Annotated in this window: 19 protein-coding genes; 11 read left to right on the top strand and 8 right to left on the bottom strand. The window is 52.9% G+C overall.

Annotation, left to right across the window (positions count from 1 at the left end; all coding sequences use genetic code 11):
- Positions 1-33 precede the first annotated feature (33 nt).
- The 5 genes from H8K38_RS06755 (at position 34) to H8K38_RS06735 (ending at position 6,372) form a co-directional block, all read left to right on the top strand.
- Positions 34-2,535: a prolyl oligopeptidase family serine peptidase gene (locus tag H8K38_RS06755; RefSeq protein WP_255422854.1), complete on the top strand. Its 2,502-nt coding sequence runs from the start codon at positions 34-36 to the stop codon at positions 2,533-2,535.
- A gap of 151 nt (positions 2,536-2,686) precedes the next feature.
- Positions 2,687-3,109: an ANTAR domain-containing response regulator gene (locus H8K38_RS06750; RefSeq protein WP_186884031.1), complete on the top strand. Its 423-nt coding sequence runs from the start codon at positions 2,687-2,689 to the stop codon at positions 3,107-3,109.
- A 123-nt stretch (positions 3,110-3,232) separates the two neighbouring features.
- The gene (locus tag H8K38_RS06745; protein WP_186884030.1) at positions 3,233-4,627 is read left to right on the top strand and encodes a sensor histidine kinase; all 1,395 of its coding nucleotides are present in this window, start codon (positions 3,233-3,235) and stop codon (positions 4,625-4,627) included.
- On the top strand, positions 4,624-5,379 hold the full coding sequence (locus H8K38_RS06740) for a LytTR family DNA-binding domain-containing protein (protein ID WP_186884029.1): 756 nt from the start codon (positions 4,624-4,626) through the stop codon (positions 5,377-5,379). The genes H8K38_RS06745 and H8K38_RS06740 overlap by 4 nt, the downstream gene beginning before the upstream one ends.
- Positions 5,380-5,505: 126 nt before the next feature.
- The gene (locus H8K38_RS06735) at positions 5,506-6,372 is read left to right on the top strand and encodes a DMT family transporter (protein ID WP_186884028.1); all 867 of its coding nucleotides are present in this window, start codon (positions 5,506-5,508) and stop codon (positions 6,370-6,372) included.
- 189 nt (positions 6,373-6,561) lie between these two features.
- Here H8K38_RS06735 and H8K38_RS06730 read toward each other — a convergent pair whose 3' ends face one another.
- The gene (locus H8K38_RS06730; RefSeq protein WP_186884027.1) at positions 6,562-8,490 is read right to left on the bottom strand and encodes a CocE/NonD family hydrolase; all 1,929 of its coding nucleotides are present in this window, start codon (positions 8,488-8,490) and stop codon (positions 6,562-6,564) included.
- Between the two features lie 334 nt (positions 8,491-8,824).
- Here H8K38_RS06730 and H8K38_RS06725 point away from each other — a divergent pair, with 334 nt between their 5' ends.
- Positions 8,825-9,295, top strand: coding sequence for a hypothetical protein (locus H8K38_RS06725; protein ID WP_186884026.1), 471 nt, complete (start codon positions 8,825-8,827; stop codon positions 9,293-9,295).
- 197 nt (positions 9,296-9,492) lie between these two features.
- On the opposite strand, the gene H8K38_RS06720 is transcribed toward H8K38_RS06725, so the two are convergent.
- Positions 9,493-10,314: a GGDEF domain-containing protein gene (locus tag H8K38_RS06720; protein ID WP_186884025.1), complete on the bottom strand. Its 822-nt coding sequence runs from the start codon at positions 10,312-10,314 to the stop codon at positions 9,493-9,495.
- 112 nt (positions 10,315-10,426) lie between these two features.
- On the opposite strand from H8K38_RS06720, the gene H8K38_RS06715 reads away from it, so the two are divergent.
- The 3 genes from H8K38_RS06715 (at position 10,427) to H8K38_RS06705 (ending at position 14,670) form a co-directional block, all read left to right on the top strand.
- Positions 10,427-11,263, top strand: a complete 837-nt coding sequence (locus H8K38_RS06715; RefSeq protein ID WP_186884024.1) for a 1-aminocyclopropane-1-carboxylate deaminase/D-cysteine desulfhydrase — start codon at positions 10,427-10,429, stop codon at positions 11,261-11,263.
- Positions 11,264-11,290: 27 nt separating this feature from the next.
- Positions 11,291-12,100, top strand: coding sequence for a transporter substrate-binding domain-containing protein (locus H8K38_RS06710; RefSeq protein WP_186884023.1), 810 nt, complete (start codon positions 11,291-11,293; stop codon positions 12,098-12,100).
- A gap of 233 nt (positions 12,101-12,333) precedes the next feature.
- Positions 12,334-14,670, top strand: coding sequence for a DEAD/DEAH box helicase (locus H8K38_RS06705; protein WP_186884022.1), 2,337 nt, complete (start codon positions 12,334-12,336; stop codon positions 14,668-14,670).
- Positions 14,671-14,751: 81 nt separating this feature from the next.
- Here H8K38_RS06705 and H8K38_RS06700 read toward each other — a convergent pair whose 3' ends face one another.
- Positions 14,752-15,693, bottom strand: coding sequence for a peptidylprolyl isomerase (locus tag H8K38_RS06700; protein WP_186884021.1), 942 nt, complete (start codon positions 15,691-15,693; stop codon positions 14,752-14,754).
- Between the two features lie 309 nt (positions 15,694-16,002).
- On the opposite strand from H8K38_RS06700, the gene H8K38_RS06695 reads away from it, so the two are divergent.
- Positions 16,003-16,518, top strand: coding sequence for a hypothetical protein (locus H8K38_RS06695; RefSeq protein ID WP_186884020.1), 516 nt, complete (start codon positions 16,003-16,005; stop codon positions 16,516-16,518).
- A gap of 131 nt (positions 16,519-16,649) precedes the next feature.
- Here the strand turns inward: H8K38_RS06695 and H8K38_RS06690 are convergent, their stop codons facing one another.
- Complete coding sequence (locus tag H8K38_RS06690) at positions 16,650-17,555, bottom strand: DNA ligase (RefSeq protein WP_186884019.1); 906 nt, start codon at positions 17,553-17,555, stop codon at positions 16,650-16,652.
- A 115-nt stretch (positions 17,556-17,670) separates the two neighbouring features.
- On the bottom strand, positions 17,671-18,156 hold the full coding sequence (locus H8K38_RS06685) for an arsinothricin resistance N-acetyltransferase ArsN1 family B (protein WP_186884018.1): 486 nt from the start codon (positions 18,154-18,156) through the stop codon (positions 17,671-17,673).
- A 292-nt stretch (positions 18,157-18,448) separates the two neighbouring features.
- Here H8K38_RS06685 and H8K38_RS06680 point away from each other — a divergent pair, with 292 nt between their 5' ends.
- A complete protein-coding gene (locus H8K38_RS06680; protein ID WP_186884017.1) occupies positions 18,449-19,438 on the top strand; it encodes an LLM class flavin-dependent oxidoreductase in 990 nt (329 codons plus the stop codon).
- Positions 19,439-19,535: 97 nt separating this feature from the next.
- Here H8K38_RS06680 and H8K38_RS06675 read toward each other — a convergent pair whose 3' ends face one another.
- The 3 genes from H8K38_RS06675 to H8K38_RS06665 all read right to left on the bottom strand — a co-directional run bounded on the left by H8K38_RS06675 (position 19,536) and on the right by H8K38_RS06665 (position 24,755).
- On the bottom strand, positions 19,536-22,784 hold the full coding sequence (locus H8K38_RS06675) for an efflux RND transporter permease subunit (protein WP_186884016.1): 3,249 nt from the start codon (positions 22,782-22,784) through the stop codon (positions 19,536-19,538).
- 2 nt (positions 22,785-22,786) lie between these two features.
- On the bottom strand, positions 22,787-23,989 hold the full coding sequence (locus H8K38_RS06670) for an efflux RND transporter periplasmic adaptor subunit (protein ID WP_186884015.1): 1,203 nt from the start codon (positions 23,987-23,989) through the stop codon (positions 22,787-22,789).
- Between the two features lie 286 nt (positions 23,990-24,275).
- Entirely contained in the window at positions 24,276-24,755 is a 480-nt protein-coding gene (locus H8K38_RS06665) for a low molecular weight protein-tyrosine-phosphatase (protein WP_186884014.1), read from the bottom strand.
- Between the last annotated feature and the right edge of the window lie 128 nt (positions 24,756-24,883).

The raw sequence follows: 24,883 nt of genomic DNA, 5'->3' as shown, positions 1-24,883 counted from the left end.
TTGGTGCGGCTTTTTAACATAGTGAATATACGAATGATGTTTTTTTCTTCCCGACTTCCTTCCACGGTGATCATTGCAGGTGCTGTGACACTGTTGTCTGGCATCCACATCCCGGCACTTGCCACCTCAAGCGCAGTGCCTCCTGCCGCTACCGCAGAAGGCAGTTATCGTTTGCCGCCGGCAGAATTGCAGGCAATCGTCGATGCACCGCGTGGGCCGCTGTTTAAACTTGGGCCGCAGCGTAAAACTGCATTGCTGGTCAGCTTGCCGGGTTTGCCGAGTATTGCCGAAGTCGCGCAGCCAGAACTCAAACTGGCCGGTTTGCGTATTAATCCACGTACTCATGCTGCCAGTCATTTTGATTTTGGTAACAGCCTGAGCTTGCTGGACGTGGCAAGCGGAAAAATCCGCGACGTCAGTGGTTTGCCAGCGAAGCCGCGGATTGCTGAAACACTGTGGTCACCGGATGAAAAATGGCTGGCCTTCAGTCGCTGGACTGATGACGGCGTGGAACTGTGGTTGCTGGACGTGAAGAAAGCCCATGCGCAAAGACTGATGGACGAAAAGTTAAATGCCGTCGCCAGTGCCGGATTCGCCTGGAGCAATGGTTCTGAGCAATTGCTGGTGCGTTTGTTGCCCGCACGTCAGAAACCCGCACCGAACCTGACGCAAAAGCCGCTGGGGCCAAATATGCTGGAAAGCAAAGGCGGCAAGCTGACGCAAAACCGCACTTATCCGGACATGCTGAAAACAGCAGCGGACGCTGATATGCTGGATTGGCAGTTACAGACGCAACTGGCATTTGTTAACCTCAGCGGCGACGTGCGTCGCATCGGCCCGGTCATGACACTGACCAAAGCGCAGGCTTCGCCCGATGGCAATCTGATTCTGACCACACAATTACGCCGCCCTTATTCAACGATGCTGCCCGTGGATCGTTTTCCGCAACTGATCGAATTGTGGGATGAGAATGGCAAGAAAGTGAAAACCATCGCAGAACGTCCTATGCGTGAGCGCTTGCCCACCGGGAATGACGCGGTACAGGCCGGGCCGCGTGACTTTGCCTGGCGCAACGATAAACCCGCCACTTTGTATTGGTTAGAAGCACAGGCCGGTGGCGATCCTGAAGCGCCCGTCAAAGTACATGATGTTTTGATGCAACAAGCAGCACCGTTTGATGCGCCGCCACAAAAATTGATGGATCTGGCATGGCGCTTCAATAATGTTCAATGGGGCAATGACGGGCTGGCGCTGGTGACAGAAAGCTGGTGGAAAACCCGTGACACCCGCATTTGGCGTATTCGTCCCGGCGTCGCCGACAGCAAACCCGAACTCTTGTTTGCCCGTAAATCAGAAGACCAGTATGCCCATCCGGGGCAGCCCGTGATGACGCAAAATCAGTACGGCCGCGCGGTGCTGCGCGTGGCACCGGATGGCAAGTCGATTTTCATGACCGGCAATGGTGCCAGCCCGGATGGAGATCGCCCGTTTCTGGATCGGTTTGATCTGACCAGCAAGCAAGCGGTGCGCATGTTCCGCTCGCAGGCGCCGTATTACGAAGAAGTGCTTGGTTTGTTGAACGATAAAGGCACCAGCATCGTCACCAGCCGCGAATCGAACGAGGAACGCCCTAATTATTTTGTCCGCGATCTGGCACACAATGAGGCCGCACGGGCGCTGACCCAGTTTCCGCATCCTTTGCCACAATTCAAAGGAGTTAAAAAGCAGCAACTGCGCTATGAACGCGAAGATGGCGTTGATCTGACCGCAACCCTGTATTTGCCGCCAGGCTATGACCCGAAACGCGATGGTCCGCGCCCCATGATTATGTGGGCTTATCCGCGTGAATTTAAAACGGCGGAGGCCGCAGGTCAGGTGAACGGTTCGCCGTATAAATTCAACCGGATTTCCTATAACGGCCCGCAAGTCATGCTGGCGCGTGGTTACACCGTGCTGGATGGCCCGACCATGCCGATTATCGGTGAAGGCAAGAAAGAGCCGAATGACACTTACCTTGAACAGCTGAAAATGAGTGCCGAAGCCGCGATCGATGAAGTCGTGCGACTCGGTGTTGCCGACCGCAACCGGATCGCGATCGGTGGTCACAGCTATGGTGCGTTCATGACGGCTAATCTGCTGACGCACACGCGTTTGTTCCGCGCCGGTATTGCCCGTTCCGGTGCCTACAATCGCACCCTGACGCCGTTTGGTTTTCAGTCAGAAGAGCGCAATTTCTGGCAGGCGCGCAAGACGTATCAGGAAATGTCACCGTTCAATTTCGCCAACCAGATCAAAGACCCGATACTCTTTATTCACGGTGAACAAGACAACAACCCCGGCACTTTCCCTATCCAAAGTGAACGTATGTATCAGGCTTTGCAAGGTCTGGGTGCGGTGACGCGTCTGGTGATGTTGCCGAATGAGAGTCACAGCTACCGCGCGCGGGAATCTGTGCTGCACATGTTGTGGGAACAGGATCGCTGGCTGGAAACCTATGTAAAAAATGCGAAAGGCGAAGCCGGAGAGAAGGACTGAATATCTGCGAAAGAGGGTGCCTGATGATGCGTGGATTGCACGGCACCCGCATCGCCGGATGTGGCTTTTTCCGCCTTTTTCCTCTTACTTAATGTTTTACATTAAAGTTTTGCATTAAGATGCAAATTGCTTTTATCTTGTCAGGTTTTCTATGCTTAAAGCCGTTATTCTGGACGCGAATGCGATTGCCCGCAATTTACTGACTTCCGTACTCAATAACGGCGGCCATGAAGTGATTGCTGACGCTAACCTCGCACCAGCCAGCCTTGCACGCGTGATCCGGCTCAGACCGCAAATTGTTTGCATCGATCTTGGCGAAACAAATGAAGCTGGATGGGCCATCATCACCCAGCTACGCACCGAGCTGCCAAAGTCGCTGCTGTTTCTGGTGTCGTCCGGAATTAACGCGGGGTTGATTCAGGATGCGCAGCAGCGCGGTGTGCATGGTTTTATCGTGAAACCTTTCAACTCCGTCGCGGTTCTGACTTCTATCCGCAACACCATCGTCCGCATTGCCAAACAACAGCGTGCGAATGCAGAAGCCGCCAGCAACGGTGGCGCTGAATCGGCCTGAATCCGCGTGAATCGTTTCATCCGGTACGACACCTGTTTTATCCGCCCTGATCTGCATTCGTCGCATGCTCACGCAATGCGATGACGTCCGCGTAGACTGCCTTCGTCTGTGAAAGGGAAGATCATGTCAGCCACATCTGCAATCGATATGCTGCCATCGGTAAATGAAGAAATATTGCCACCGGAAGTTTCAGCCAGAAGCGAATCCTGGCTGACCCGTGCGCGCAATTATCCGGTGTTTTCACGCACCTGGTATCGCTATCGCGCACGCGCCTGGATGGGTACGCTGATTCCCGCGCTGCTGTTGATTTTTCTGATCGATGCTGCGCGCGGTGCCGACTGGCGTACCTTCTTTGTCGTCTGGATACCGCTGTCTCTTGCCGGTACCACGATGCATCTTGGTGGTGCTGCGCTGGCGGTCTGGGTGCGACAACGCGGCTACGCAGAAAAAAAAGAATGGCGTTGTCTGATCACGGTCTTATGTGCCGGATTATTGTGCAGTCTATTGCTATTTTTTGCAGCGAGGCAGGCGACACAGCAATTATTGCATTACGAGGCACCGATGCTGACCGCGCTGAAATTGCATTATTCTGGTTCGCCGGATCCTGCAAAAACAACCGCGGCCACGCCTGCGGAAAACTGGTTATCTGAATTCAAAGCCGGATTTGAGCAGGGCTTTCAGGATGGCAAACAAAACCGCGCACCACATTCTCCTGATATGTCAGGCGCGGATTTCTGGAAAGGTTTTTATATCGGTTTGGTATTGTCTTCCGTCTGTATTTACCTCAGCGGAGGTTACGATCTCTGGCTGTTTTCTCGCCAGCGCAATATGTTGAAAGTCGCACAGAGTAAGCGCGCATCAGAACAGGCGCAGGCGATGCAAAGAGAAACCGAATTACGCTTGTCGGTATTGGCCGCGCAGGTGGAACCGCATTTTCTGTTTAATACATTGGCCGGTGTGCGTTCGGCGATCAGTACTGAGCCAGTGCGGGCTGTGGCGATTGTCGATCATCTGGTCGATTATCTGCGCGCGACCATACCGCAGATGCGCGACGACGGCGGCTCGGTGCAGTCACGTTTAAGCAAACAACTTGACGCAGTGCATGCGTATCTGAGCCTGATGCAGGCGCGCATTCCACGCCTGAGTTTCAGTGTCGAGTCACAGATTGCTGACGCCTCAGTGCCGCCGCTGATGCTGATTTCTTTAGTCGAGAACGCAATCAAACACGGCATAGAACCGAAGGTCGGCGCGGCGCACATCGCCGTGACAGTGCGTGTCATCGAAACACAAGAAACGCAAGAAACTCCAGAGCCGCGCATGCTGGAAATGCGCGTCGAAGACGATGGCGTCGGTTTCGGCGGTCACAACAGCGGCTCAGGCATTGGTCTGGCGAATATCCATCAGCGGCTGGCAGCGATGTACGGCGACCGCGCCAGCCTGCTGTTGAAAGCCCGTCCCGAGGGCGGGGTTGCTGCCATCATCACGATTCCTTTAGAAAAACAGACGGAGGCTGCATGATCACCGCCATCATCGCTGAAGATGAAGATTTACCGCGTAAAGAATTGCACCGCATGCTAAATGAGTTGTGGCCGGAACTGCAGATTATCGCCGAGTGCGAGCATGGCGCTGATGCGCTCGATGCAATTTATACTCATCAACCCGACATCGCATTTCTGGATATTCGCATGCCCGGCATGTCGGGGCTGGATGTCGCAAATGCCGTCAAAGGGCGTTGTCATGCGGTGTTCACCACCGCTTACGATAACCATGCGCTGGATGCGTTTGCCGCCGGTGCGATCGATTATCTGTTGAAGCCAGTGGCGCAGGCGCGTTTGGCGGAAGCAATTGCGCGTCTGAAAGCACGTCTTGCCAGCAAACAGGCGGCACCCGATCTGAGCCAGCTGATGTCGGAACTCGATAAACGCATCCGTGGCAATGCGGCTGAGCGCATACGCTGGATCAGTGCCAGCGTCGGCGATACGATCAAGATGTTCCCGATAGAAAAAATTCTGTTTTTCAGTTCCGATGAAAAATATACCCGCGTCGTGTGCGGGCATGACGAAGCGCATGTGCGCAAACCGCTGAAAGAATTGATGGAAGGGCTTGATCCCGATATCTTTTGGCAGATCCATCGCGGCACGGTGGTGCGCGCCGATGCGATTGCACGCGCGCAGCGTGACGACATGGGGCGTTATCTGGTCGAGCTGCACGGCAGCCCCGAAAAACTCAAAGTCAGTCAGGCCTATGCGTGGCGCTTTAAGCCGATGTAGACACCGATTAAATACCGATTCGACGACGAACGCTGGCACCGCGTCGGCATGTGATGACCGGAAATAGCCAGCGGTGCTGACGCTAATTTGTTAAGCTGAGCGCTTTTCACTGATACGGAAAAGCGCATGCGCAGTGTTGATCTTCTTCGCCTTTTATCGCTGGCTGCGATCTGGGGTGCTTCGTTTCTGTTCATGCGGGTGCTGGCACCCGTTCTGGGTGCCTTGTGGACCGCAGAAATCCGTGTTGGTCTGGCTGGCTTGGCTCTCACTTTATTGATGCTGGCAACGCAAAAGCCTGTCGATCTCCGGCGTCACTGGCGGCAATATCTGCTGCTGGGTCTGGTGAATTCAGCGCTGCCTTTTGCCTTGTATTCGTTTGCCGCGATGCGCATGCCTGCTGGTTATTCTGCGATTGTGAATGCCACCAGCCCCTTATGGGGCGCAGTGATGGGCGCGATTTTTTTGAGTGAACGTTTCACCGGCCGCAAAATGCTGGGCATGTTGTGCGGCGTGGTCGGCGTCGGCTTTTTGGTGCGTCTGGGGCCGGTCGCTTTCACCAGTGATTTGCTGCTCGGTGTGCTGGCTTGTGTTGGCGCGACGATCTGTTATGCGCTGGCGGGCATCTATTCCAAAAAAGTATCCGGCGCGATGAATTCCATGCAGATGGCGACAGGCTCGCAAGTCGGTGCCGCTTTCGTGTTGCTGCCGTTTCTGCCGCTGGCGCCGGTACAGGGCGAAATCACCAGCCAGATTCTGCTGCTCGGCGCGGCGCTGGCGCTGTTATGCAGTGCCGTTGCGTATCTGATTTACTTCCGCCTGATGACGGATGTCGGGCCGACCAAAGCGCTGACGGTGACGTTTCTGATTCCCTTGTTTGCCTTGTTGTGGGGACATTTATTTTTGCACGAAGCAATCACCATGAGCACATTGATCGGCTGCGCAGGCGTGGTGCTGGCGACCTGGCTGGTGGTGTTTGCGCCTAAAAGCTCTTGAAAATGCCTCAAAAACACGAAAATATACTGGGGGGAGTATGTTTTAAAGCCCTTTGTTTATAAGGACATTAAGCATTTTTTGACACATACTCCCCCGAAAGTGCAAAAAAGCCCGGAAATTCCGGGCTTTTTTTATCGCTACTATTGCTACGCGTATTGCTGAATATTTCGCTCAGTGTCGCTGCCTGTATCACTCGCCGAGCGCTGGCAAGACCTTCACCCGCAGCGCACTCGCCTGATTGCTGCTGTGATAAACGCGATGCGTGGCCTTAACAAAATCGCTGTCTTTGGCCGCGTAAATATTCGGCACAAAGGTTTGCGGATTGCGATCGATGAACGGGAACCAGCTCGACTGCACCTGCACCATGATGCGGTGACCGCGCTGAAACGTATGCAGCACATCGTTGATATTGAATGCCACCTTCGTCACGGCATTTGGTGTGAAGGCTTTCGGCGTTTCAAAGCCATCGCGGAAGCGCGCGCGGAAAGGTTCGCCGCGTACCAGCGTTTGCTGATTGCCGCGAAGGATTGGCCCGTCTTTCGCATCGGCCGGCGACACGTCGATCAGCTTGACCACAAAATCGGCATCGGAGCCAGTGACGCTGACAAATAAATCAGCATTCAGAGGCCCCGCCAGCGTCACGTCTTTATCCAGCACCTCGGTTTGCCAGGTCAGCACATCCGGGCGGCGGCTGGCAAAACGCTGATCGGCAGCGATATATTGTTTGCTCCAGCCGTTCAGAATCTCGGTTGTATACGGCACTGGCTTGGCCGGATCGCTGATGTATTCATCAAAGCCGCTCTCGTTTGCTGCTGGCGCTGTGAAACTCAGTTTGCCGTTCGCATGGAAATACAAAGCCTGTTCTTTGCTTTCTTTCGGCGGCCAGGCATCGAAACCACGCCAGCGATTCGCACCGGTTTCAAACATCCAGGCTTCCGGCAACGCAGGATTCTCGCCGCCTTTCAGATGGTGTTTAAAGAACGCGAGCTCGACTGGCTGATAATTGCGTACCGTCTTGAAACCGAAATTCGCGTCGCCAACTTTATCTCCATCACTGCGCGTCCAGCCGCCGTGTGTCCACGGGCCGATCACCAGCGTATTTTGTATGCCCGGATTTTGCTTTTCTATCGCGCGATAGGTTTGCAGCGGGCCGTATAAATCTTCGGTGTCATACCAGCCACCAACCGTCAGCACCGCGGCTTTAATATTTTTCAGATGTGGCAGCAGATTGCGGCTTTGCCAGAACTGATCGTAATCCGGATGGGCGACGATCTCATTCCAGAACGGAATCCCGTTTTTAAAATATTTGTCGTTTGCATTCGCAACCGAACCGAGTTCCAGAAAAAACTGATAACCGTCAGGTGTGCCGTAATTGAATTCTTTCCAGTTGCGCTTATCGGTCGGTTGCGGGCGCGGCTGACCAAAGCTGTTAAAGAAGCCGAAGGCCATCTGCAGATTAAACGCGCCGTTTCTGTGCATATCATCGCCACGGAACCAATCCGCAATCGGTGCCTGCGGTGAAATCGCCTTCAGTGCCGGATGGGAATCAATCGCGCCAGCTGAAGTGTAAAAGCCCGGATACGAAATGCCCCACTGACCGACCTTGCCGTTATTGTGCGGCACATGCTTTACCAGCCAGTCTATGCTGTCATAGGTGTCGCTGCTTTCATCAATATCTGCCGACGTCTTTTTCACATCCAGATGCGGTCGCATATTGACGAATTCGCCCTCCGACATATTCGTGCCGCGCACATCCTGAAACACAAAAATGAAACCCTCTTTGTCGTACTCGGCGGTTGGCCCCAGAGCAGTTTTGTAATTATCTGCGCCATACGGAGCGACAGAATACGGCGTGCGCACCAGCAAAATCGGATAGGTTTTTTTCACACTCGCATCGTTAGGCACATACACCGACGTGAACAAGGCTTTACCGTCGCGCACCGGAATCCGGTATTCAAATTTGCTGTAATGCTCGCGAATATAGTCGGCATGCTGCCTCATCGCATCGGCGCGGTTGTCCAGACTGACGACGGATTGCTGCGCAGCAGACACCGGCAACGCCGCACCGGTCAATACAAATGCGGCCAACAGACTGGCCAGCAGGGGAGAGAGTTTCATTGAGAATCCTGAATGGGCTGAGGCATGAACAAGGTAAGTGCAACTGTCAGACCAGCTTAACTGGCTGCAGACTTAGTGCGCGATACCTGTAAGAAGTTCCGCGAACAGCAGTGAAAATACTCGATTAGTTTTGATGTCAGGCGGTCGCGACATACGCTGTTATCTATACCTGAGACTTTTACATTTGGCTACTTTCGTTGTAGAAATCGCGTGAAGTCAGAACTAAAGTGCATCAGCCTTTTAAGAAAGTTTAAATCTTGTTATCATTTTTTGCATAAATATGTTAACTTCGATTTATCACTTTAAAGCAAGTTAGCCTTTTAATTTCATGACCATGAGCTTTCCCGATTTGTTTTCAATTTTTGGTTCTATTCTCTTAGCTTTTGGTGGTGGCGCTATTATTGTTTTTGCCCTCGCAAAATGGCTTGGGGGAGTATGGGCGGCTCGCATCCTAGAGACTGAGCGGCTTACCGGTGCCCGAGAGCAAGAGCTATTGGTTAGGAGGCGAAACATATATGCAAAACTTTCTGTATCGCTTAGGGTATTTCTAAGTGTAAGAACGCATACAAGCTTTGATGACCAAAAAAAATTCCTAGAAGCATACGATGAAGCTACGCTTTGGGCCACTGATGATGTTATGAATTCGCTAGGTCACTTGCTTGATCTAATTCGTAAAAACACTACCTCACGTGGGTCTATTGCTGAGCAGGAGCTGCAAATCGCCTACACATCAGTGATAGAGGCTATGCGTAAAGACTGTGGCTTTCCCGATACCAAGTTTCAATACCGAGTAGTGAGCTTCTAATACTCCGAACGAACGATTTCCTCTGCCGCTAACTACTACCTGACGTCAAACGTAAGGCCACTTAAAAATACCCTGTCCTAACGTATTTTGAGATCTAATTTTTCTATCCAGATAGCCCAGATTAGACATCGTCGAAGGAGACGCTTTCATCATTCTTACTCGATATGGATGATAAGGCTTGCTGCTTTGCATCGTCCTCACTCATCCTCTTCCGGCAGATATTCTGGCAACGGTAATTCGGCTTCTGCGATGCTGTCGGCACCTTTAGCTTTGGCTGTGTGTAAGGCCGAGGTGGCGCGCGCCAGCATGATGTCTGCGGTGTCTTTGATGGCGTTGGTTGTCAGGCCGGTTGAGAATGTCACCTGCAGGCCGGGGGCGACGGCATTCCAGTCGCAGGCCGCGACGCGTTTTTTGAGGCGGGCGATGGCTTTCAGACTTTGATCCAGCCAGGTGGTCGGCATCACAATTGCAAATTCATTGGCGGCAACGCGACCGAAAGAATCAAGCGTGCGCAGCATGTTCAGCGCTTCTTTGGCAACCATTTGCAAGACCTGACGGGCAACGGCCTGCCCGTGTTGTTCAAGAATTTTTTCGAGATGATCGACACTGATGACGGCAAATGAAAAAGTGTGGCCGGTACGATATGAGCGCGCTAATTCACTCTCCAGCATGCTCAGTAAAGTACGGCGGTTGAGTGCGCCGGTCAGTTGGTCGTGTTTCGTCAGACTTTCTAACTGCGTTAAGACGGTTTGCAGCGTGGGCAGCAGATTGTCTTGCTTGCCGTTTTCTTTAATTTGTTTGATTAACTGTGTCAGCTGTTGTCTGGCGTTCACCAGTGGCTGATCTCCGTCTGCAGGCATGTACTCTCCAACTTCATTGAATAATTCAGTGCGGCCAGCGCGCCGGATGATCGCCGTGACATAAGTCATCCCGGGTGCTGGCAACGGGCGATACAATAGGGTTTGGGGCTGGCGTTTTACTATGCGTATGCCTTCATCACCACATCTGGCTGAAATCATTTTACGTCAGTCCTGACAATATAATACTTTACCATCAGGCAATAAAAACAATATTGTGTTTTCTGCTCCTTTTTCTCCTTGCCAACCAATACGCAGCAGCTTGTTTCCGCACATGAATTTGTGGATCAAGCGCGACGATCTGCTGCATCCGCACGTATCGGGCAATAAATTCCGTAAGCTGAAATATCCTTTGCAGGCACTGGCGGGCCAACCGGTGCATCTGGTCAGCATGGGTGGTTTATGGTCGAATCATTTGCATGCGCTGGCACATGCTGCGGCGATTGCCGGGTTTCCGGCGACGGCGCTGGTGCGCGCTGCGGAAGGCATGAACAGTGCGATGCTGGACGATTGCCGCGCGCTGGGAATGCAAATTCGCTTTGTTTCGCGCGAGGCGTATCGCGCTTTGCGGGACGATACTGAGGCGTGGCGCCAGCATCTGCCTGACAGCAGCGCGCAGCATGTCTGGCTGCCCGAAGGCGGCAGTGCGGTGACCGCATTACATGGTGTTGCCGAGCTCGTCAGCGAGTTGGAATTTACGCCGGATCTGATGGTAATGGCTTGCGGCACAGGCGCAACGATGGCGGGCGTGCTGGCCGGATTGCGCGGGCAGGGCAGAGTGATCGGGGTGGCTGCATTTAAAAATGCGGATTATCTGCATGCCGAAGTTGCCCGCTTATTGGCAGCCGCAGGCTACCCCACACATCAGAATTATCAATTGTTAACTACCTTCCATCACGGTGGATACGCTAAAGTAAGCGCGGAGCTCAGCGCGTTTTGCGAGAATTTTTTCGAAGATACCGGGATATTGCTGGAGCCGGTGTACACCGGAAAAATGTTGTTTGCCCTGCGCCAGTTGTGGCTGAGCGGGCAAATCGCTCCGGAAAGTAAGGTGGTGGCGGTGCATACCGGTGGCTTGCAAGGCTTGCGTGGCTACGGGAAAACACCGTGAGATCAGAACAGACAGAAAGCAGATGCAGTGACACGAGTCGTAACAACAAAAGTACTACCAGCGGCAGCAAACCTTGGCCGTTGTGTTTTTCAGGTGGCATGTTTGGCAGTGACTCTGAGTGTCGCATCGCAAGTGCAGGCACAGGATCAACTCAAAATTGCGGGTTTTGAGACCCTGAGTGATCCGCTGATCATCTTTGATCAACGGCATCAACTGGTCGGTGGCCTGTTGAAAGATTACACCGATGCGATCGCCAGAGGGCTGGATGCGAAGCCGGTTTATCTGCCATATTCCCGTCGCCGGATTGAGCCTGCTGTCGTCAGCGGTGAAGCTGATCTGGTCTGTTATCACAGCCCGCAATGGGTGGATCAGCCGACCGATTTTGCATGGACTATTCCCAATCTGCCGCAGACAGAACGTGTGGTGGTCCGCAAGGAAACGGTCGTGCCAAATGAGTTTCCTGACGATTTACAGGGTAAAAAAATCGCGACGCAGATCGGTTATCACTATCCTGCTATTGCACCGGATCTGGCTGCTGGCCGGACAACCCGCGTTGATATGACCGATGTGCCGAGTATGTTTCGTTTACTCGCGCTCGGTGGTGCCGATGCACTGATTACCTCGGAGTCTGAAATTGCCGGTTATTTCAAAAAATTCCCCGACAAGCATGCTTTGTACAGCGTGTCGAAAACCCCATTTTCAGTCGTGTATACCCAATGTGCTTTGTCGCTGAAATCGCCGTGGAAGATAGAGCAGATCAATCGGATAGTGCATCGCTTGCAAGAGAACGGCACACAAGACAGGTTGATGCGCAAATACGGTTTGTCTGAGAAATAAGCGATCTGTCAGATCAGCAAGCGGACTGTCAGACCGCTCACTAACTGGTCTGACATTGCCGAAAAGAACAGAGGCATTGCATGCCTGTCATCAGTGCTTAGCTTTTTATCTTCGCTTTGCTTAAAAATTGTGCAAAATTCCCCGTGGTTTCTCCCTGAGACGATGACAACAGGGTAAACTACGCCCCAAATCTAGTCGCATCCTGCGATATGAGTGAAATAAGCGAGCATCGCATGTCTGAATCTACTTCCCCCATCTCTTTTTCCGATCTGCAACTGAGTGCGCCTTTGCTGCGCGCCTTACAAGATGTCGGCTACGAAACCCCGTCACCTATTCAGGCGGCGACCATCCCTTACCTGATGGATAACCGCGACGTCCTCGGTCAGGCGCAAACCGGCACCGGTAAAACGGCCTCATTTGCCTTGCCTATTCTGTCGCGTATCGATATTCGTCAGACCACGCCGCAAGCACTGGTGCTGGCACCGACCCGCGAGCTGGCGATACAGGTTGCCGAAGCATTCCAGACCTATGCGCGGCATATTCCCGGTTTTCACGTGTTGCCGATTTACGGCGGGCAAAGCTATGGTCCGCAATTGTCGGCACTGCGCCGTGGTGTACATGTGGTTGTCGGTACGCCTGGTCGCGTGATTGATCACCTCGACAAAGGCTCACTCGATTTATCTGCGCTCAAAACGCTGGTGCTTGATGAAGCCGATGAAATGCTGCGTATGGGCTTTATCGATGACGTCGAACGCATTCTGCAGGAAACACCGGAAAATCGTCAGACTGCCTTGTTTTCGGCAACGATGCCATCGGCCATCAAACGCATTGCCCAGACTTATCTGAACAAGCCTGCCGAAGTCACGATTGCAGCTAAAACCGGCACCGCCGACAATATCCGCCAGCGTTACTGGCTGGTATCCGGCATGCATAAACTGGATGCCTTAACCCGTATTCTCGAAGCTGAAACCTTTGACGGCATGATCATTTTTGCGCGTACCAAGCTCGGTACCGAAGAACTCGCCGCTAAGCTTGATGCCAGAGGCTTTTCTGTGGCCGCGATCAATGGCGATATCAATCAGCAGCAACGTGAACGCACGATCCAGCAACTGAAAGATGGCAAGATCGATATTCTGGTAGCGACTGACGTTGCCGCGCGTGGTCTGGACGTTGAACGTATCAGCCACGTGATCAACTACGACGTGCCGTATGACCCTGAAAGCTATACGCACCGTATTGGTCGTACTGGCCGCGCTGGTCGCAGCGGTGAAGCGATATTGTTCATCACACCGCGTGAGAAAAATCTGCTGAAAGCGATAGAACGTGCGACCCGCCAGCCGGTATCGCCACTCGAATTGCCAACGATACAGACCGTGAACGATGTCCGTATTGCCCGCTTCAAAGATCAGATCACTGCGACATTGGCGCAGGATGGCTTGCAAGAATTCACTTCGCTGATCGAAGCTTACGAACAGGAACACAATATTCCTGCCATCGAAATCGCAGCCGCATTGGCGAAAATGGCGCGCGGCGATGAACCATTGCTGCTCGATAAAAATCGTCGTGAAGTTAAAAACGATGACAGCTGGCGCGATGAACGCCCTGCCCGCAGCGATCGCGGTGAGCGTCCTTCACGTGATCGTGGTGAACGCGGCGACCGTGGCGACAGATTTGAGCGCGAAGACCGTGGTGCACGTCGCGAACATAGCCCGCGCGTTGCCGAACCTGGCATGCAAACCTACCGCATCGCGGTTGGCCATGAGCATGGTGTAAAGCCCGGTAATATCGTTGGTGCGATTGCGAACGAAGCCAATATTGAATCGAAATTCATCGGCCGCATTGATATTTACGACGATTACACCATCCTCGATCTGCCTGATAATTTGCCAGCAGACATGCTTGATCATCTGAAATCGGTACGGGTGGCTGGTCAGTCTTTGCGTATCAGTGCCGAAAAAACGGGTGCCGCCGCTGCACCTGCCGTGCGCCCTGCACGTGCTGAAACTCGTGACGAACCGCGTGCTGAGCGCGCACCGCGTATCGTTGACAGCGCACCCGGCAGCCGTTTGAATCAGGTGGTTGATCGTGCTTTTACCAGCAAAGAAGACGACGAACCACGTCCGGCTAAATCGAAAAAAGACAAGGAAAAAGTCAGTATTCCTATGCAGACTTATCGTATCGAAGTCGGCAAGGCTGATGCTGTCACGCCAGCGAATATCGTCGGTGCGATTGCCAACGAAGCGGGGCTGGAAGCGAAATACATCGGTCGCATTGCTATTTTCGACGATCACAGCACACTCGATCTGCCGGATGGGATGCCGAAGGAATTATTGCAGCAACTCAAGGATGTCTGGGTTGCCGGTAAACAAATACGGATCAGCGCAGTTGGCTCATCAAGCGGCGGCATTGCGGCGGATTTTCCATCCGGCCCGAAACGTGGCGGCGGCGATCGTCGCGTTGCTGAAAAAGCGCATGGCAAACCGGGTTTTAAATCCGCCAAACCAGGCGAACGCCGTCCATCCAAGTTCGATAAAGACAGTGGCACCACGCGTCGTAAGTCAGCTAAATAAGACTGTCATTGTTGCGATATAAAGGAATAAAAAAAACCGCCAAAATGGCGGTTTTTTTTATCGCTGACCAGAGCGTCGCAATTATTTCTTTGCTGCTTCTGCTGGCGCTGCAACCGGTGCTGGTGTCGCAGCTGGGCTGGCTGCCGCAGCGGAAGCTGGCGCGGCTGGCACTACAGCAGTGATTTCAATTTTTGCTTTGGCTTTCAGATCATCAAAAGTTTTTTTCAGATTTTGCTGTTGCAATTGCTGAGTCAGAGGTGCTTTTACATCGTCCAGCGCAGGCACTGCCAATGGGCGACTGTCATCGAGAATGATGACGTGGTAACCAAATTGGGATTTGACTGGTGTTTCAGTGAACTTGCCTTTTTCCAGTTTCGCGACCGCTTCGCCGAATTCCGGCACCATGCTGCGTGGATTAAACCAGCCCAGATCGCCGCCTTTGCCTTTGGAACCAGGGTCTTGTGATTTTGCTTTTGCCAGACCGTCGAATGCTTTCACGTCTTTCTTGATTTTGGCGATGATGTCTTTGGCTTCTTCTTCGCTGGCGACCAGAATATGGCGTGCTTTAAATTCTGTGCCGCCGGCCGTAGTTTTGAATTTATCGTATTCCGCTTTCAGCGCTTCATCGCTGACAGTGGCGGTTTTCATGTAGTCCTTAACGTAGGAATTGGCGAGGATAGACAAACGCGCCATGTCCAGTTGTTCTTTGACTTCAGGTACTTTATCCAGACCTTTGTTCGTTGCTTCCTGCGCGACCAGAATTTGCATTGCCAATTGGTCGATCACCATTTTGCGTGTTTCTTGATTATCCGGCATGCCTTGCGCTGCTTGCTGCTGCATGATCTGATCCAATTGTTTTTTGCTGATAGGCGTGCCATTCACAGTCGCAGCGACTGCTTCTTTGCTTTCCGCAGCGGCAGAAGCCGGGGCTGACGCTGACGCGGCTTTATCCTTATCATTACAAGCGCTGAGCGCGAACAGAGCAATAGCGCTACCCAAAACTACACGGGATTTGATCGACATGAAAATTTCCTTAAATGTGAACTGCGGTTGAAATTCGTTTCAGCTGCGATGCAGCTTAGTCACGATTTTGCAGCAGACGATAATGTCTGATGCTTCCAAAATAAAATTGCCGCTGAATTTTACCCGCAATGCGGGACGAGCTGTTAGTTATTCATTTTTCATGACTTCCTCAGGATTTTCTTCTTTGAGCAATGTTCTGCCAACGGCACAGAAATGCAGATAAATACGTCCATTTCACGGTGTATTGTTTTCCAACTGCGCGACAGGCAGCATACAATGCAAGCTGATTCTATACAGTGAGCATGCACCATGAGCGATACCAGCAAAGATACGGTTCCTGACAATCTCGCCGGGATGCTGCCGGTCGGCATGATTAATGGCGGCGGCACCGCGGCAGCGGCGATGGCGCAAGTCGCGCAGCGTAAGCGCGGTGTGCCGGGCTGGGAGGCCTTTCATTACGAGCGGATTTCACCGACAGAATTTGAAGTGACAGGTGGCGTTGCCGTGAATATCGGCGGCGTCAAAAAATTTCAGACCACAGATGACGCGTTGACGGTGACAGAAGCGGAAGTGCTGGCCGCGATGCGCGCGGCGCAGGAAGCCTTGCCGCCCGTGCCGCAGGCTTTACTGGAACAGGATTTACTGGTCGCGGATATCGGTAAAACCGTCAGCGGCACTGAGCAGCAGTTTTTGAAAGTGGTGTTTGCCTTGCCTGCCGATGCTGCTGGCAGGCAAAGAATTTTGCAGGCATTTCAGTTACAGGCGAATTTTTTCGGCGCGAAAGTGCAAGCCTGTTCTTTACATGAAACGCAGCCTTACAACTGATTTTTGCAGCTTTTTTTACGGATATTCATTTTTCCCGGAATGCATATCCGCATAGAATAAGGCTCGCAGCCCAATAGTAGGCTGCGAGCCTTATTTATCAAGGAGTTTGATTTTTTTATTGCGCGGACTGCTTATTCACTGTCCCTGACACGCAGGAAGGTCGCAAATTTCGGGATGCCATTCGCGTTCAGATCGCGATAACGATAGGTGACCGTGCTACCGATGGCTGGTGGTGATTGCCGTTGCGCATCGCTCAGGCCGCTGCCGAGCCGGAAGCGCTGACCTTCCGGCGTTTGTACCAGCAAGGCACCGAGCAAACCCTGATATTTTCCGTGCCCGGGTTCATGGCCGATGACGACGGCTTCTGCATCCAGATGCAATTTGAGTTTCAGCAGCACATCCGAGCGGCCGGTCTGCCAGACGGCATCCGCCTGATGCAGCATCAGGCCTTCTGCTCCCTCGCTGACGATTTTTTTCAACAGCGCCTGCAGTTCGGCGTGGTCGCCGACGCGCTGCTGCGGCAATACCTGCAACCAAGGCACCTGGCTGCGTGCAACGCTATTTCTGAGCGTGACCAGACGTTCGCTGAAACTGCCGCTGCCTTCGGGTAATTCATAAATCTGATAGCTGATTTGCCGCCATTCTGCCTCGTCAGGAATCTGCCGCCGGACTGCTGCAGACAAGGCTTCAAACCGGCGTCGCCCCATCCATAATTCACCATCCAGCGGATGTGCCGGCAGGGCGGCAATGAACCACGCCGGTGCTTGTATCAGGCGGCCACTGCGAAAGCGCAATTGCTTACCATCCCAGATCGCCCGCACACCATCGAGTTTTTCACTGACCAGATACGCCGCCGGATTCACTTTCGTATGGTAATTGCGCGCCAGCAGTATCGCCGGTGTGTCGATGTCGGTGGCCGCGATGGCGCTATCTGGCAGCAATGCCAGTGGTGTAACGACACCAGCGAGGCACAGGCTCAGAACGAGCGCGCGTAACCGGGGCAGAGGCAAACGTCGAGGCAGAGGATTGCAACGCATAATGAGCTTTCTGTCGAATGAATCATCAGTGAAAAATGAGAAGACTGAGAACGGATACAGAGTACGGACCAGATTGCAGCGTTATCATTGGGCTGATTAGCCCTTCTTCATCGTTTCATAGCTGCTTTTCCCAGTAACCAACATCAATCCAGCGGCCAAACTTAAAACCGACTTCCTTGAAGTGAGCCACTTTTGTCATGCCAAATTTTTCATGCAGGGCAACGCTGGCCGGGTTCGGCAGGGAGATGCCGGCGATCAGCGAGTGCATGCCACGTTGTTGCAGATCGTCGATCAGATGCGCATACAGTTGCGAGCCGATACCGCTTTGTTTGCGTTCAGGGCTGATGTAGGCGGATATTTCAACCGAAAACCGGTAAGCATGGCGGGTTCGCCAAGGGCTGGCGTAAGCGTAACCCAGAATGACGTCATCTTCCTCGCAGACGTACCACGGCAAACCCGCTGCAAATACGGCAGCGATACGTTCTGCCATAGCTGGTGCGCGCACGGTGGTGTCTTCGAAGCTGATGGTCGTGTTCAGAACATAGCGGTTATAAATGGCGCAGATTGCAGCGGCATCGTCAGCGTTGGCTAAACGGATCACAATTCATCCTTTAACAAAATCAATGTGCGGCAAGGGCTCTTATTGGAGGAAGAAACATAAGGGCTTATTCGTGTTTCTCATCCTTATTCGCAAAAAGCCTCAAAAATCGAATTGATTATGATATTTATTTATCATTTTGTCTTGTGGCTTTTACATCATATTTGTTCTTTGTCATCTCTGTTCCAGCTGTTCGCAGCAGGCAAAACAGACTTCGCTGATAATAGGCATCCCAGCATTGCTTGTCTGAGTCCGGGAATCGCCCGCCACAAGCTTTGCGTCACAGGCAGACGATATGGCTCTTCTTTCTATTCTTGATCTTTCCCCGATTGCACAAGGGACGGAACCTGCGCAATCCTTTAAAAATTCACTCGATCTGGCACAACATGCCGAACGTTGGGCTTATCACCGTTTCTGGCTGGCAGAACATCACGGCATGCCTGGCATTGCCAGCGCCGCCACTGCCGTTCTCATTGCGCACGTGGCTGGCGGTACGCGGACTATCCGCGTGGGCGCTGGCGGCATCATGTTGCCGAATCACTCGCCTTTAGTCATTGCCGAACAATTCGGCACGCTGGAATCGCTGTTTCCGGGTCGCATTGATCTTGGCCTGGGTCGCGCGCCGGGTTCCGATCAGCGTACTGCACGGGCGTTGCGGCGACACCTGAGTTCAGATGCGGATGAATTTCCGCAAGATGTGGCGGAATTGCTCGATTACTTTTCTGATGAGCCTCACTCTGCCGTGAAGGCGGTACCGGGTGCGGGCCTGCATGTGCCGGTGTGGATACTCGGCTCCAGCCTGTATGGCGCGCAACTGGCGGCAGCGATGGGCTTGCCGTATGCGTTTGCCTCGCATTTTGCTCCGCAGCAGATGATGCAGGCGGTGGATATTTATCGTGCCACGTTCCGGCCGTCGGCGTATCTGACAAAGCCGTACGTGATGCTGGGATTCAATGTGTTTGCCGCCGATACCGATGACCAGGCGCACCTGCTGGCAAGCTCGGCGCAGCAGGCTTTCGTCAATTTACGCAGCGGCAGACCGGCGAAAATTCCACCGCCGGTAGAAAATTTCATGCAACAACTGGGTGAAGGCGAGCGCGCATTGCTGAACCAGATTCTGGCCTGCTCAGCAATCGGTTCACCCGCGACGGTCACACAGCAGATGCGTGATTTCATTTCCCGCACCGGTACTGATGAACTGATGATCGCCTCGAATATTTTTGAGCATCAGGCACGCCTGCATTCGTATGAAATCGTGGCAAAAATAAGTTCTGCATTATCGTAAAAAAAGCCTGCCAACTTTCGGTTGGCAGGCTGTAAAAAATGCTGGAGGATACTTAGGAGAAAACCCCAGCACGGGGATAATCGTTGCAGGTCGTCGCTTATTTCACCTGATCTGCACCTGACAGGCTCACTGTGGCAACGCCAGCGCTGGCTTTGCGCCCACTGATGAGCCGCCACAATTTAAGCAGGCTGCGATAGATCAGGCGGACAAAGGTCAGCGTGAAAAAGGCTTCCAGCATGGTGACGATAAATGCCAGCGATGGATGATAACGGGTGCCACGCGCATGCATCTTGTCCATCATGCGATCTTTCGCAATTTCTATGCTGTCGTAGAAGGTCGGTACCACCAGCAAGGTCAGCAAGGTCGAGGTGATGGTGCCGCCGATAATGGCGATCGCCAGCGGACGGTAAAACTCACCGCCTTCACCTAAACCAAGAGCGACAGGCATCATACCGGCGATCAGCGCGAACGTTGTCATCAGAATCGGACGCAGACGCACGCGCCCAGCCTGCATCAGCGCTTCTTCGCGGTTCATGCCTTCGGCTTCATTTTTCCGTGCCGCATCGAGCAACAGAATCGCATTTTTCGCCACCAGACCCATCAGCATAATGACGCCGATCAGACTCATCAGATTGATTGTGCTACCGGTGATCAGCAGGGCCAGAACGACGCCGATCAGCGATAAAGGCAGCGACAGCATCACGCCCAGCGGCGCAGTGAATGAGCCGAACTGCATCACCAGAATCAGATACATCAGACCGATACCGGACAACAATGCAATCATCATCGCGCCGAACACTTCTTCCTGATCCTGACCCGAGCCGGTAATGTTCAGACCGTAGCCTGGCGGATAGTTGAACGACTCCGCCAGTTTCTTCGCATCGGCAATCACTTCGCCGTTCGAGCGACCCTGTGCATTGGCAGAAACGGTGATCGTCCGCTTGCCGTTGCTGTGCTCAATGCCCGACGGCCCTTTGCCCATGCTGATACTGGCGATCTGATCCAGCGGCACCATCTGGTTAGTTCCGGTGATGGCGATCGGCAGGCGTTCGATGTTTTCTTTGCTGACACGGTCATCCGGATGCAGGCGTACCGCAACGTCGCGGGTTTCACCGGTAGGATCGACCCAGTCACCGACTTCTATCCCGGCAAATGCAACGCGCAAAGCTTGTGCTGCATCATTCGAAGAAATGCCCATAGAATTTGCCAGGCCGCGGTTCAGTTCTATCTTCAGTTCTTTTTTCGGATCTTGCTGAGACAAGCCGATATCGACCGCGCCCGGCACGTTCTGCAGTTTTTCCATGTAAGCACTGGTAATTTCCAGCAGCTTGCGTGAATCCGGGCCGGTAAATTCTATCTGCACCGGTTTCCGTGCACCGTTGTTCAGATCATCCAGAACAGTGTATTCAGCACCGACCAGGGGTTTGATTTTATTCCGCAATTCAACCGCAATTTCTTTGGCGCTGCGTTTGCGTTCAGTCCGCTTACCGATGTCGACATAGATACGACCACCCGACGGTGTGATATTACTATTAGTGTCTTTGGTCTCTGCGATTGTGCGCGCAATGGCGGCTGCTCTTTCCATTTTCAGGCGTGCATATTCCAGAGAAGAAGAAGCCGGTGTGCGCACTTCTATCATCAGGTTGCCAGAATCTGCGGTCGGCAAAAAGCTGGTACCGCCCCATTTCACTTGCAGACCGAGAGCCGTAATCAGGCTGACCAGCGCAATCGTGCCCATCCAGCGGCGATGATGTAAAGCCCAGGCAATCACACGGCCATAACGGTCAGCCTGATGATCAAACCAGTCATTGAAACGCGCCAGTATTTTTCCCAAACCTTTTTTCGGCGCAGTGTGATGATCTGGTGGATCGCCCCAGTAGGCCGACAACATCGGATCCAGTGTGAATGAAATACCCAGACTGACTAATACCGAGCAGGTCACAGTCAGCGCGAACGGCCGGAACCATTCACCCGGCATCCCCGGCATAAAGGCGACAGGAATAAATACCGCAATAATCGAAAATGTGGTTGCTGCCACCGCCAGACCGATTTCTGCAGTGCCTTCCAGCGCTGCCGTGCGGCGGTCTGACCCCATTTGCATGTGCCGCACGATGTTTTCACGTACGACAATCGCATCATCGATCAGCACACCAATTGCCAGTGACAGACCAAGCAGGGTCATGAAATTCAGGGTGAAGCCACACAACCATACCGCGATAAAGGCCGCGACCACCGAGGTTGGTAAGCTGAGTGCCGTAATCAGTGTGGAGCGCCAAGAATTGAGAAACGCATACACCACAAAAATCGTCAGACCGGCACCGAGTACCAGCGATTCAATCACGTTATTCAGGCTGTTCTGAGCATCTTTACCGCCATCGCGCGTGATTTCAAGCTTGGTGCCAGGCTGATCTTTTTCAAAACCGGTATTGATTTCTTTCACCATTTCGCGCACGGCGGTCGCAACGCTGACGGTGCTTGCTTCGCGCGATTTCGTGATTTGCATACCGACATTCGGTTTGCCGCTGCGTATGCTTAAACCATTGATGTCGGCAAAGCTGTCTTCAATAGTCGCGACCTGCGCAAGACGCACGATCTGATCGCCATTCCGTTTGACGACGATGCCCTGAAATTCTTCTGGCGACTCGATGCGTCCGACCAGACGTATGCTTTCTTCATCCAGCTTGCCGCGAATTTTTCCGACCGGTGCGTTGGTATTCTGATTGCGCAGAGCATTCACGACTTCGCCGACAGACACGTTAAATTCGCGCAGTTTTTCAGCACGGAGTAAAACCGATAATTCGCGTTTCAGCGAGCCATTCACAACCACTGTGGCAACACCGGGAACTGCACGGAATTTATCGGCCAGCAGGTCTTCCGCCATCCGCGAAATTTCGGCATGGCTCAGTTTGCTTGATGACAGCGCCATGTTGATAATAGGTTGCGCCGATGGATCCCAGCGTTTGATGACAGGTTCACGCATTTCTGTCGGCATTTTGTAGCGCACCGCAGAAATCACATTGCGCACATCATCACTGGCTTCGATCATGTTCTTTTTAAACACGAATTCAATGTCGAATTCAGCAAAGCCCTCGTTTGCCGACGAATACAGGGCTTTCACACCCTGTACGCTTTGCAGCGACTTTTCAAGACGGTTGATAATTTCACGTTCTGCCGTATCTGGCGAAGCGCCGGGATAAGTGATGATCACCGATAAGCCGGGAACTTCGACGTCCGGATTCTGATTGACCCGCAATTTGCTGAGTGCCAGCAAACCCAGTGCCATCAGGGCGATGATCATCACGATGGTGGCGATCGGTCGCTTGATACTGAAATCAGATAAAAACATAATCAGTTGCCTCCGCTGGAGATAGTGGTCGATGCCGGCAGATTCGCACCGATAGCCACGTCGACTTTTGGTGTTGCTGCCATTTCGATTGCCTGTCCGTCTCTGAAGCTGGAATTCGGGCTACGCATCACAACATCACCCTCAGCCAGCCCGCTGCGCACTTCGTAGTGACCAGTGCGCTGATCGCGTTTTCCTATATTCAGATCAACCCGTTTCAGGGCTTTTCCATTAATCCGCCAGGCATAGGATTTATCTCCTGCTTTCACTAATGCGCCTTCCGGTAGCGTGAGGGCATTCACTGTCGTGGATTCGATATTGCCTTCGGCGTACAGGCCCGATACGCGCGGCTGATTACTGTCGGCAAACGCCACCAGCACTTCCACCTGACGCGTGACATCGTTCGCCGCCGGGTCAACACGTGTTACCTTGCCGCGGAATTCCTGACCGCCATAACCATTGATGCGGAAGCTGACCGGCTGACCGATTCTGACCTGGGCAATTTTGTCGGCAGAAACACGTCCGGTAAAACGCATACTGGTCGGGTCGATAACTTTGACCAGTTCTTTTCCAATTGCTGCGGTATCGCCTGCGGAGACTTTGCGTTCGCTGACGACACCGTCAAACGGTGCCCGCACGATTGTGCGTTGTAATTGCTGGCGCGCGGTACTTGCACGGGCGCGGGACGCGGATAACTCGCTGCGTGCCGCGTTGACTTTGACTTCTGCCTCATCGAGCGCCTGTAACGAGGTCATTCCTGAGGCTCGCAGTGTCTTCAGCCTTTGCAGCGCGCGATCTGCCTGATCCAGTGCGAGCGCTGCGCTGCGCGCATTGTCTTCGGCTGAATTCAGATTTTCCCGGATCGAAGTTTCATCGAGTCTGACCAGTACATCTCCGCGCTTGACGACATCCCCGTTCTCTTTCAGTACCTGAAGCACGATCGTGGACACTTCTGCCCGCAGATCTGCTTTACGTTCAGGCTGAATTGAACCGGTAACGACCGGGCCGGATGCCAGCGCATTGCTTTGCACCTTCATGATGTCTTCCGGAGCGATGATCAGTTTTGGCGCTGCCGCGGTATCCTGTTTATCCGCTTTGCTTGTGGCGCTGCTGGCAGAAGCCGCATTTTTTGGTTTTTCTGCTTCTTTATTGCTGCAAGCGGCGAGCGTTGAGGCAATAGCGAGGACAATAAGTGTTTTTCGTAACATGAGAGGTCTCTTGCGCAAGTGAGAGGGACGGGATGATACTGAACCGGAAGTATTCCGAAGTCGCCGTGCTTGGACAAGAGGCAAGGATTTAAGTTGCCTTTTTTGATGGATGAAATGCTAATTTCAGGGGATGAAATGCATTCAGGGATGAAGCAACGTGAAATACCAGCGACGTATTTGGGACAGACGGGAGGATTTCCAATACGGTGATGCTGTGCCTGGAATGCACGGAATGTCCATACAACAGGCTATTTGTGGCGATCAGTCAATAAAAAGTCTTTGCGGCTTACTTTTGTAAACGGGCAACCAGCCCTTCGGATGCGTCTTCAATGTAATCCAGCACCAGATCAAAGCCGCTCACACCGCCATAATACGGGTCGGGCACTTCTTCCGCCTGCGTATGTTGGGCGTAATGCATCAACAGATCCAGCTTATGCTGATAGGGTTCAGGACACGCCGCCTGAAGTAGGGCGAGATTACTTTTATCCATCGCCAGCAGCAGATCGAAGTTAACGAAATCTTCCGCTTTTATCTGGCGTGCCCGCTGCTGTGACAAATCAAACCCACGTTTGACTGCAAAACCATGTGAGCGCGCATCTGGTGGTTCACCGATGTGATACGCATGTGTCCCGGCGGAATCGATAACTAATTGTTCTGATATTCCCGCCGCTTTCGCTTTGGCGCGAAACACTCCCTCCGCCGTGGGAGAGCGGCAGATATTCCCCATGCAAATGAAGAGAATAGAAGTAACTTTAGGAGGGTTCATTTTAGCGCAACGGCCAATAGCTGCTATTTGTAACGAGCGGGGACTGATGTTAACACGCTGGGAAAGGGAAAAAGCGGTTCACTGGGCGGGTAAATGTCAACGATTTATAAATTTATCTGTTCCTGCGT

Origin of the sequence: Undibacterium sp. FT79W (assembly GCF_014284215.1) — a bacterium.
GTDB classification, from domain to species: Bacteria; Pseudomonadota; Gammaproteobacteria; order Burkholderiales; family Burkholderiaceae_D; genus Undibacterium; species Undibacterium aquatile.
Note: the sequence above shows the minus strand (reverse complement) of the source record. Positions and strands in the feature narration are given on the sequence as shown.

What these genes read in the sequence shown, in the direction of transcription:
- H8K38_RS06755 (WP_255422854.1), top strand. Translation starts at nt 34, where the DNA reads ATGATGTTTTTTTCTTCCCGACTTCCTTCCACGGTGATCATTGCAGGT.
- H8K38_RS06750 (WP_186884031.1), top strand. Translation starts at nt 2,687, where the DNA reads ATGCTTAAAGCCGTTATTCTGGACGCGAATGCGATTGCCCGCAATTTA.
- H8K38_RS06745 (WP_186884030.1), top strand. Translation starts at nt 3,233, where the DNA reads ATGTCAGCCACATCTGCAATCGATATGCTGCCATCGGTAAATGAAGAA.
- H8K38_RS06740 (WP_186884029.1), top strand. Translation starts at nt 4,624, where the DNA reads ATGATCACCGCCATCATCGCTGAAGATGAAGATTTACCGCGTAAAGAA.
- H8K38_RS06735 (WP_186884028.1), top strand. Translation starts at nt 5,506, where the DNA reads ATGCGCAGTGTTGATCTTCTTCGCCTTTTATCGCTGGCTGCGATCTGG.
- H8K38_RS06730 (WP_186884027.1), bottom strand. Translation starts at nt 8,490, where the DNA reads ATGAAACTCTCTCCCCTGCTGGCCAGTCTGTTGGCCGCATTTGTATTG.
- H8K38_RS06725 (WP_186884026.1), top strand. Translation starts at nt 8,825, where the DNA reads ATGAGCTTTCCCGATTTGTTTTCAATTTTTGGTTCTATTCTCTTAGCT.
- H8K38_RS06720 (WP_186884025.1), bottom strand. Translation starts at nt 10,314, where the DNA reads ATGATTTCAGCCAGATGTGGTGATGAAGGCATACGCATAGTAAAACGC.
- H8K38_RS06715 (WP_186884024.1), top strand. Translation starts at nt 10,427, where the DNA reads ATGAATTTGTGGATCAAGCGCGACGATCTGCTGCATCCGCACGTATCG.
- H8K38_RS06705 (WP_186884022.1), top strand. Translation starts at nt 12,334, where the DNA reads ATGTCTGAATCTACTTCCCCCATCTCTTTTTCCGATCTGCAACTGAGT.
- H8K38_RS06700 (WP_186884021.1), bottom strand. Translation starts at nt 15,693, where the DNA reads ATGTCGATCAAATCCCGTGTAGTTTTGGGTAGCGCTATTGCTCTGTTC.
- H8K38_RS06695 (WP_186884020.1), top strand. Translation starts at nt 16,003, where the DNA reads ATGAGCGATACCAGCAAAGATACGGTTCCTGACAATCTCGCCGGGATG.
- H8K38_RS06690 (WP_186884019.1), bottom strand. Translation starts at nt 17,555, where the DNA reads ATGCGTTGCAATCCTCTGCCTCGACGTTTGCCTCTGCCCCGGTTACGC.
- H8K38_RS06680 (WP_186884017.1), top strand. Translation starts at nt 18,449, where the DNA reads ATGGCTCTTCTTTCTATTCTTGATCTTTCCCCGATTGCACAAGGGACG.
- H8K38_RS06675 (WP_186884016.1), bottom strand. Translation starts at nt 22,784, where the DNA reads ATGTTTTTATCTGATTTCAGTATCAAGCGACCGATCGCCACCATCGTG.
- H8K38_RS06670 (WP_186884015.1), bottom strand. Translation starts at nt 23,989, where the DNA reads ATGTTACGAAAAACACTTATTGTCCTCGCTATTGCCTCAACGCTCGCC.
- H8K38_RS06665 (WP_186884014.1), bottom strand. Translation starts at nt 24,755, where the DNA reads ATGAACCCTCCTAAAGTTACTTCTATTCTCTTCATTTGCATGGGGAAT.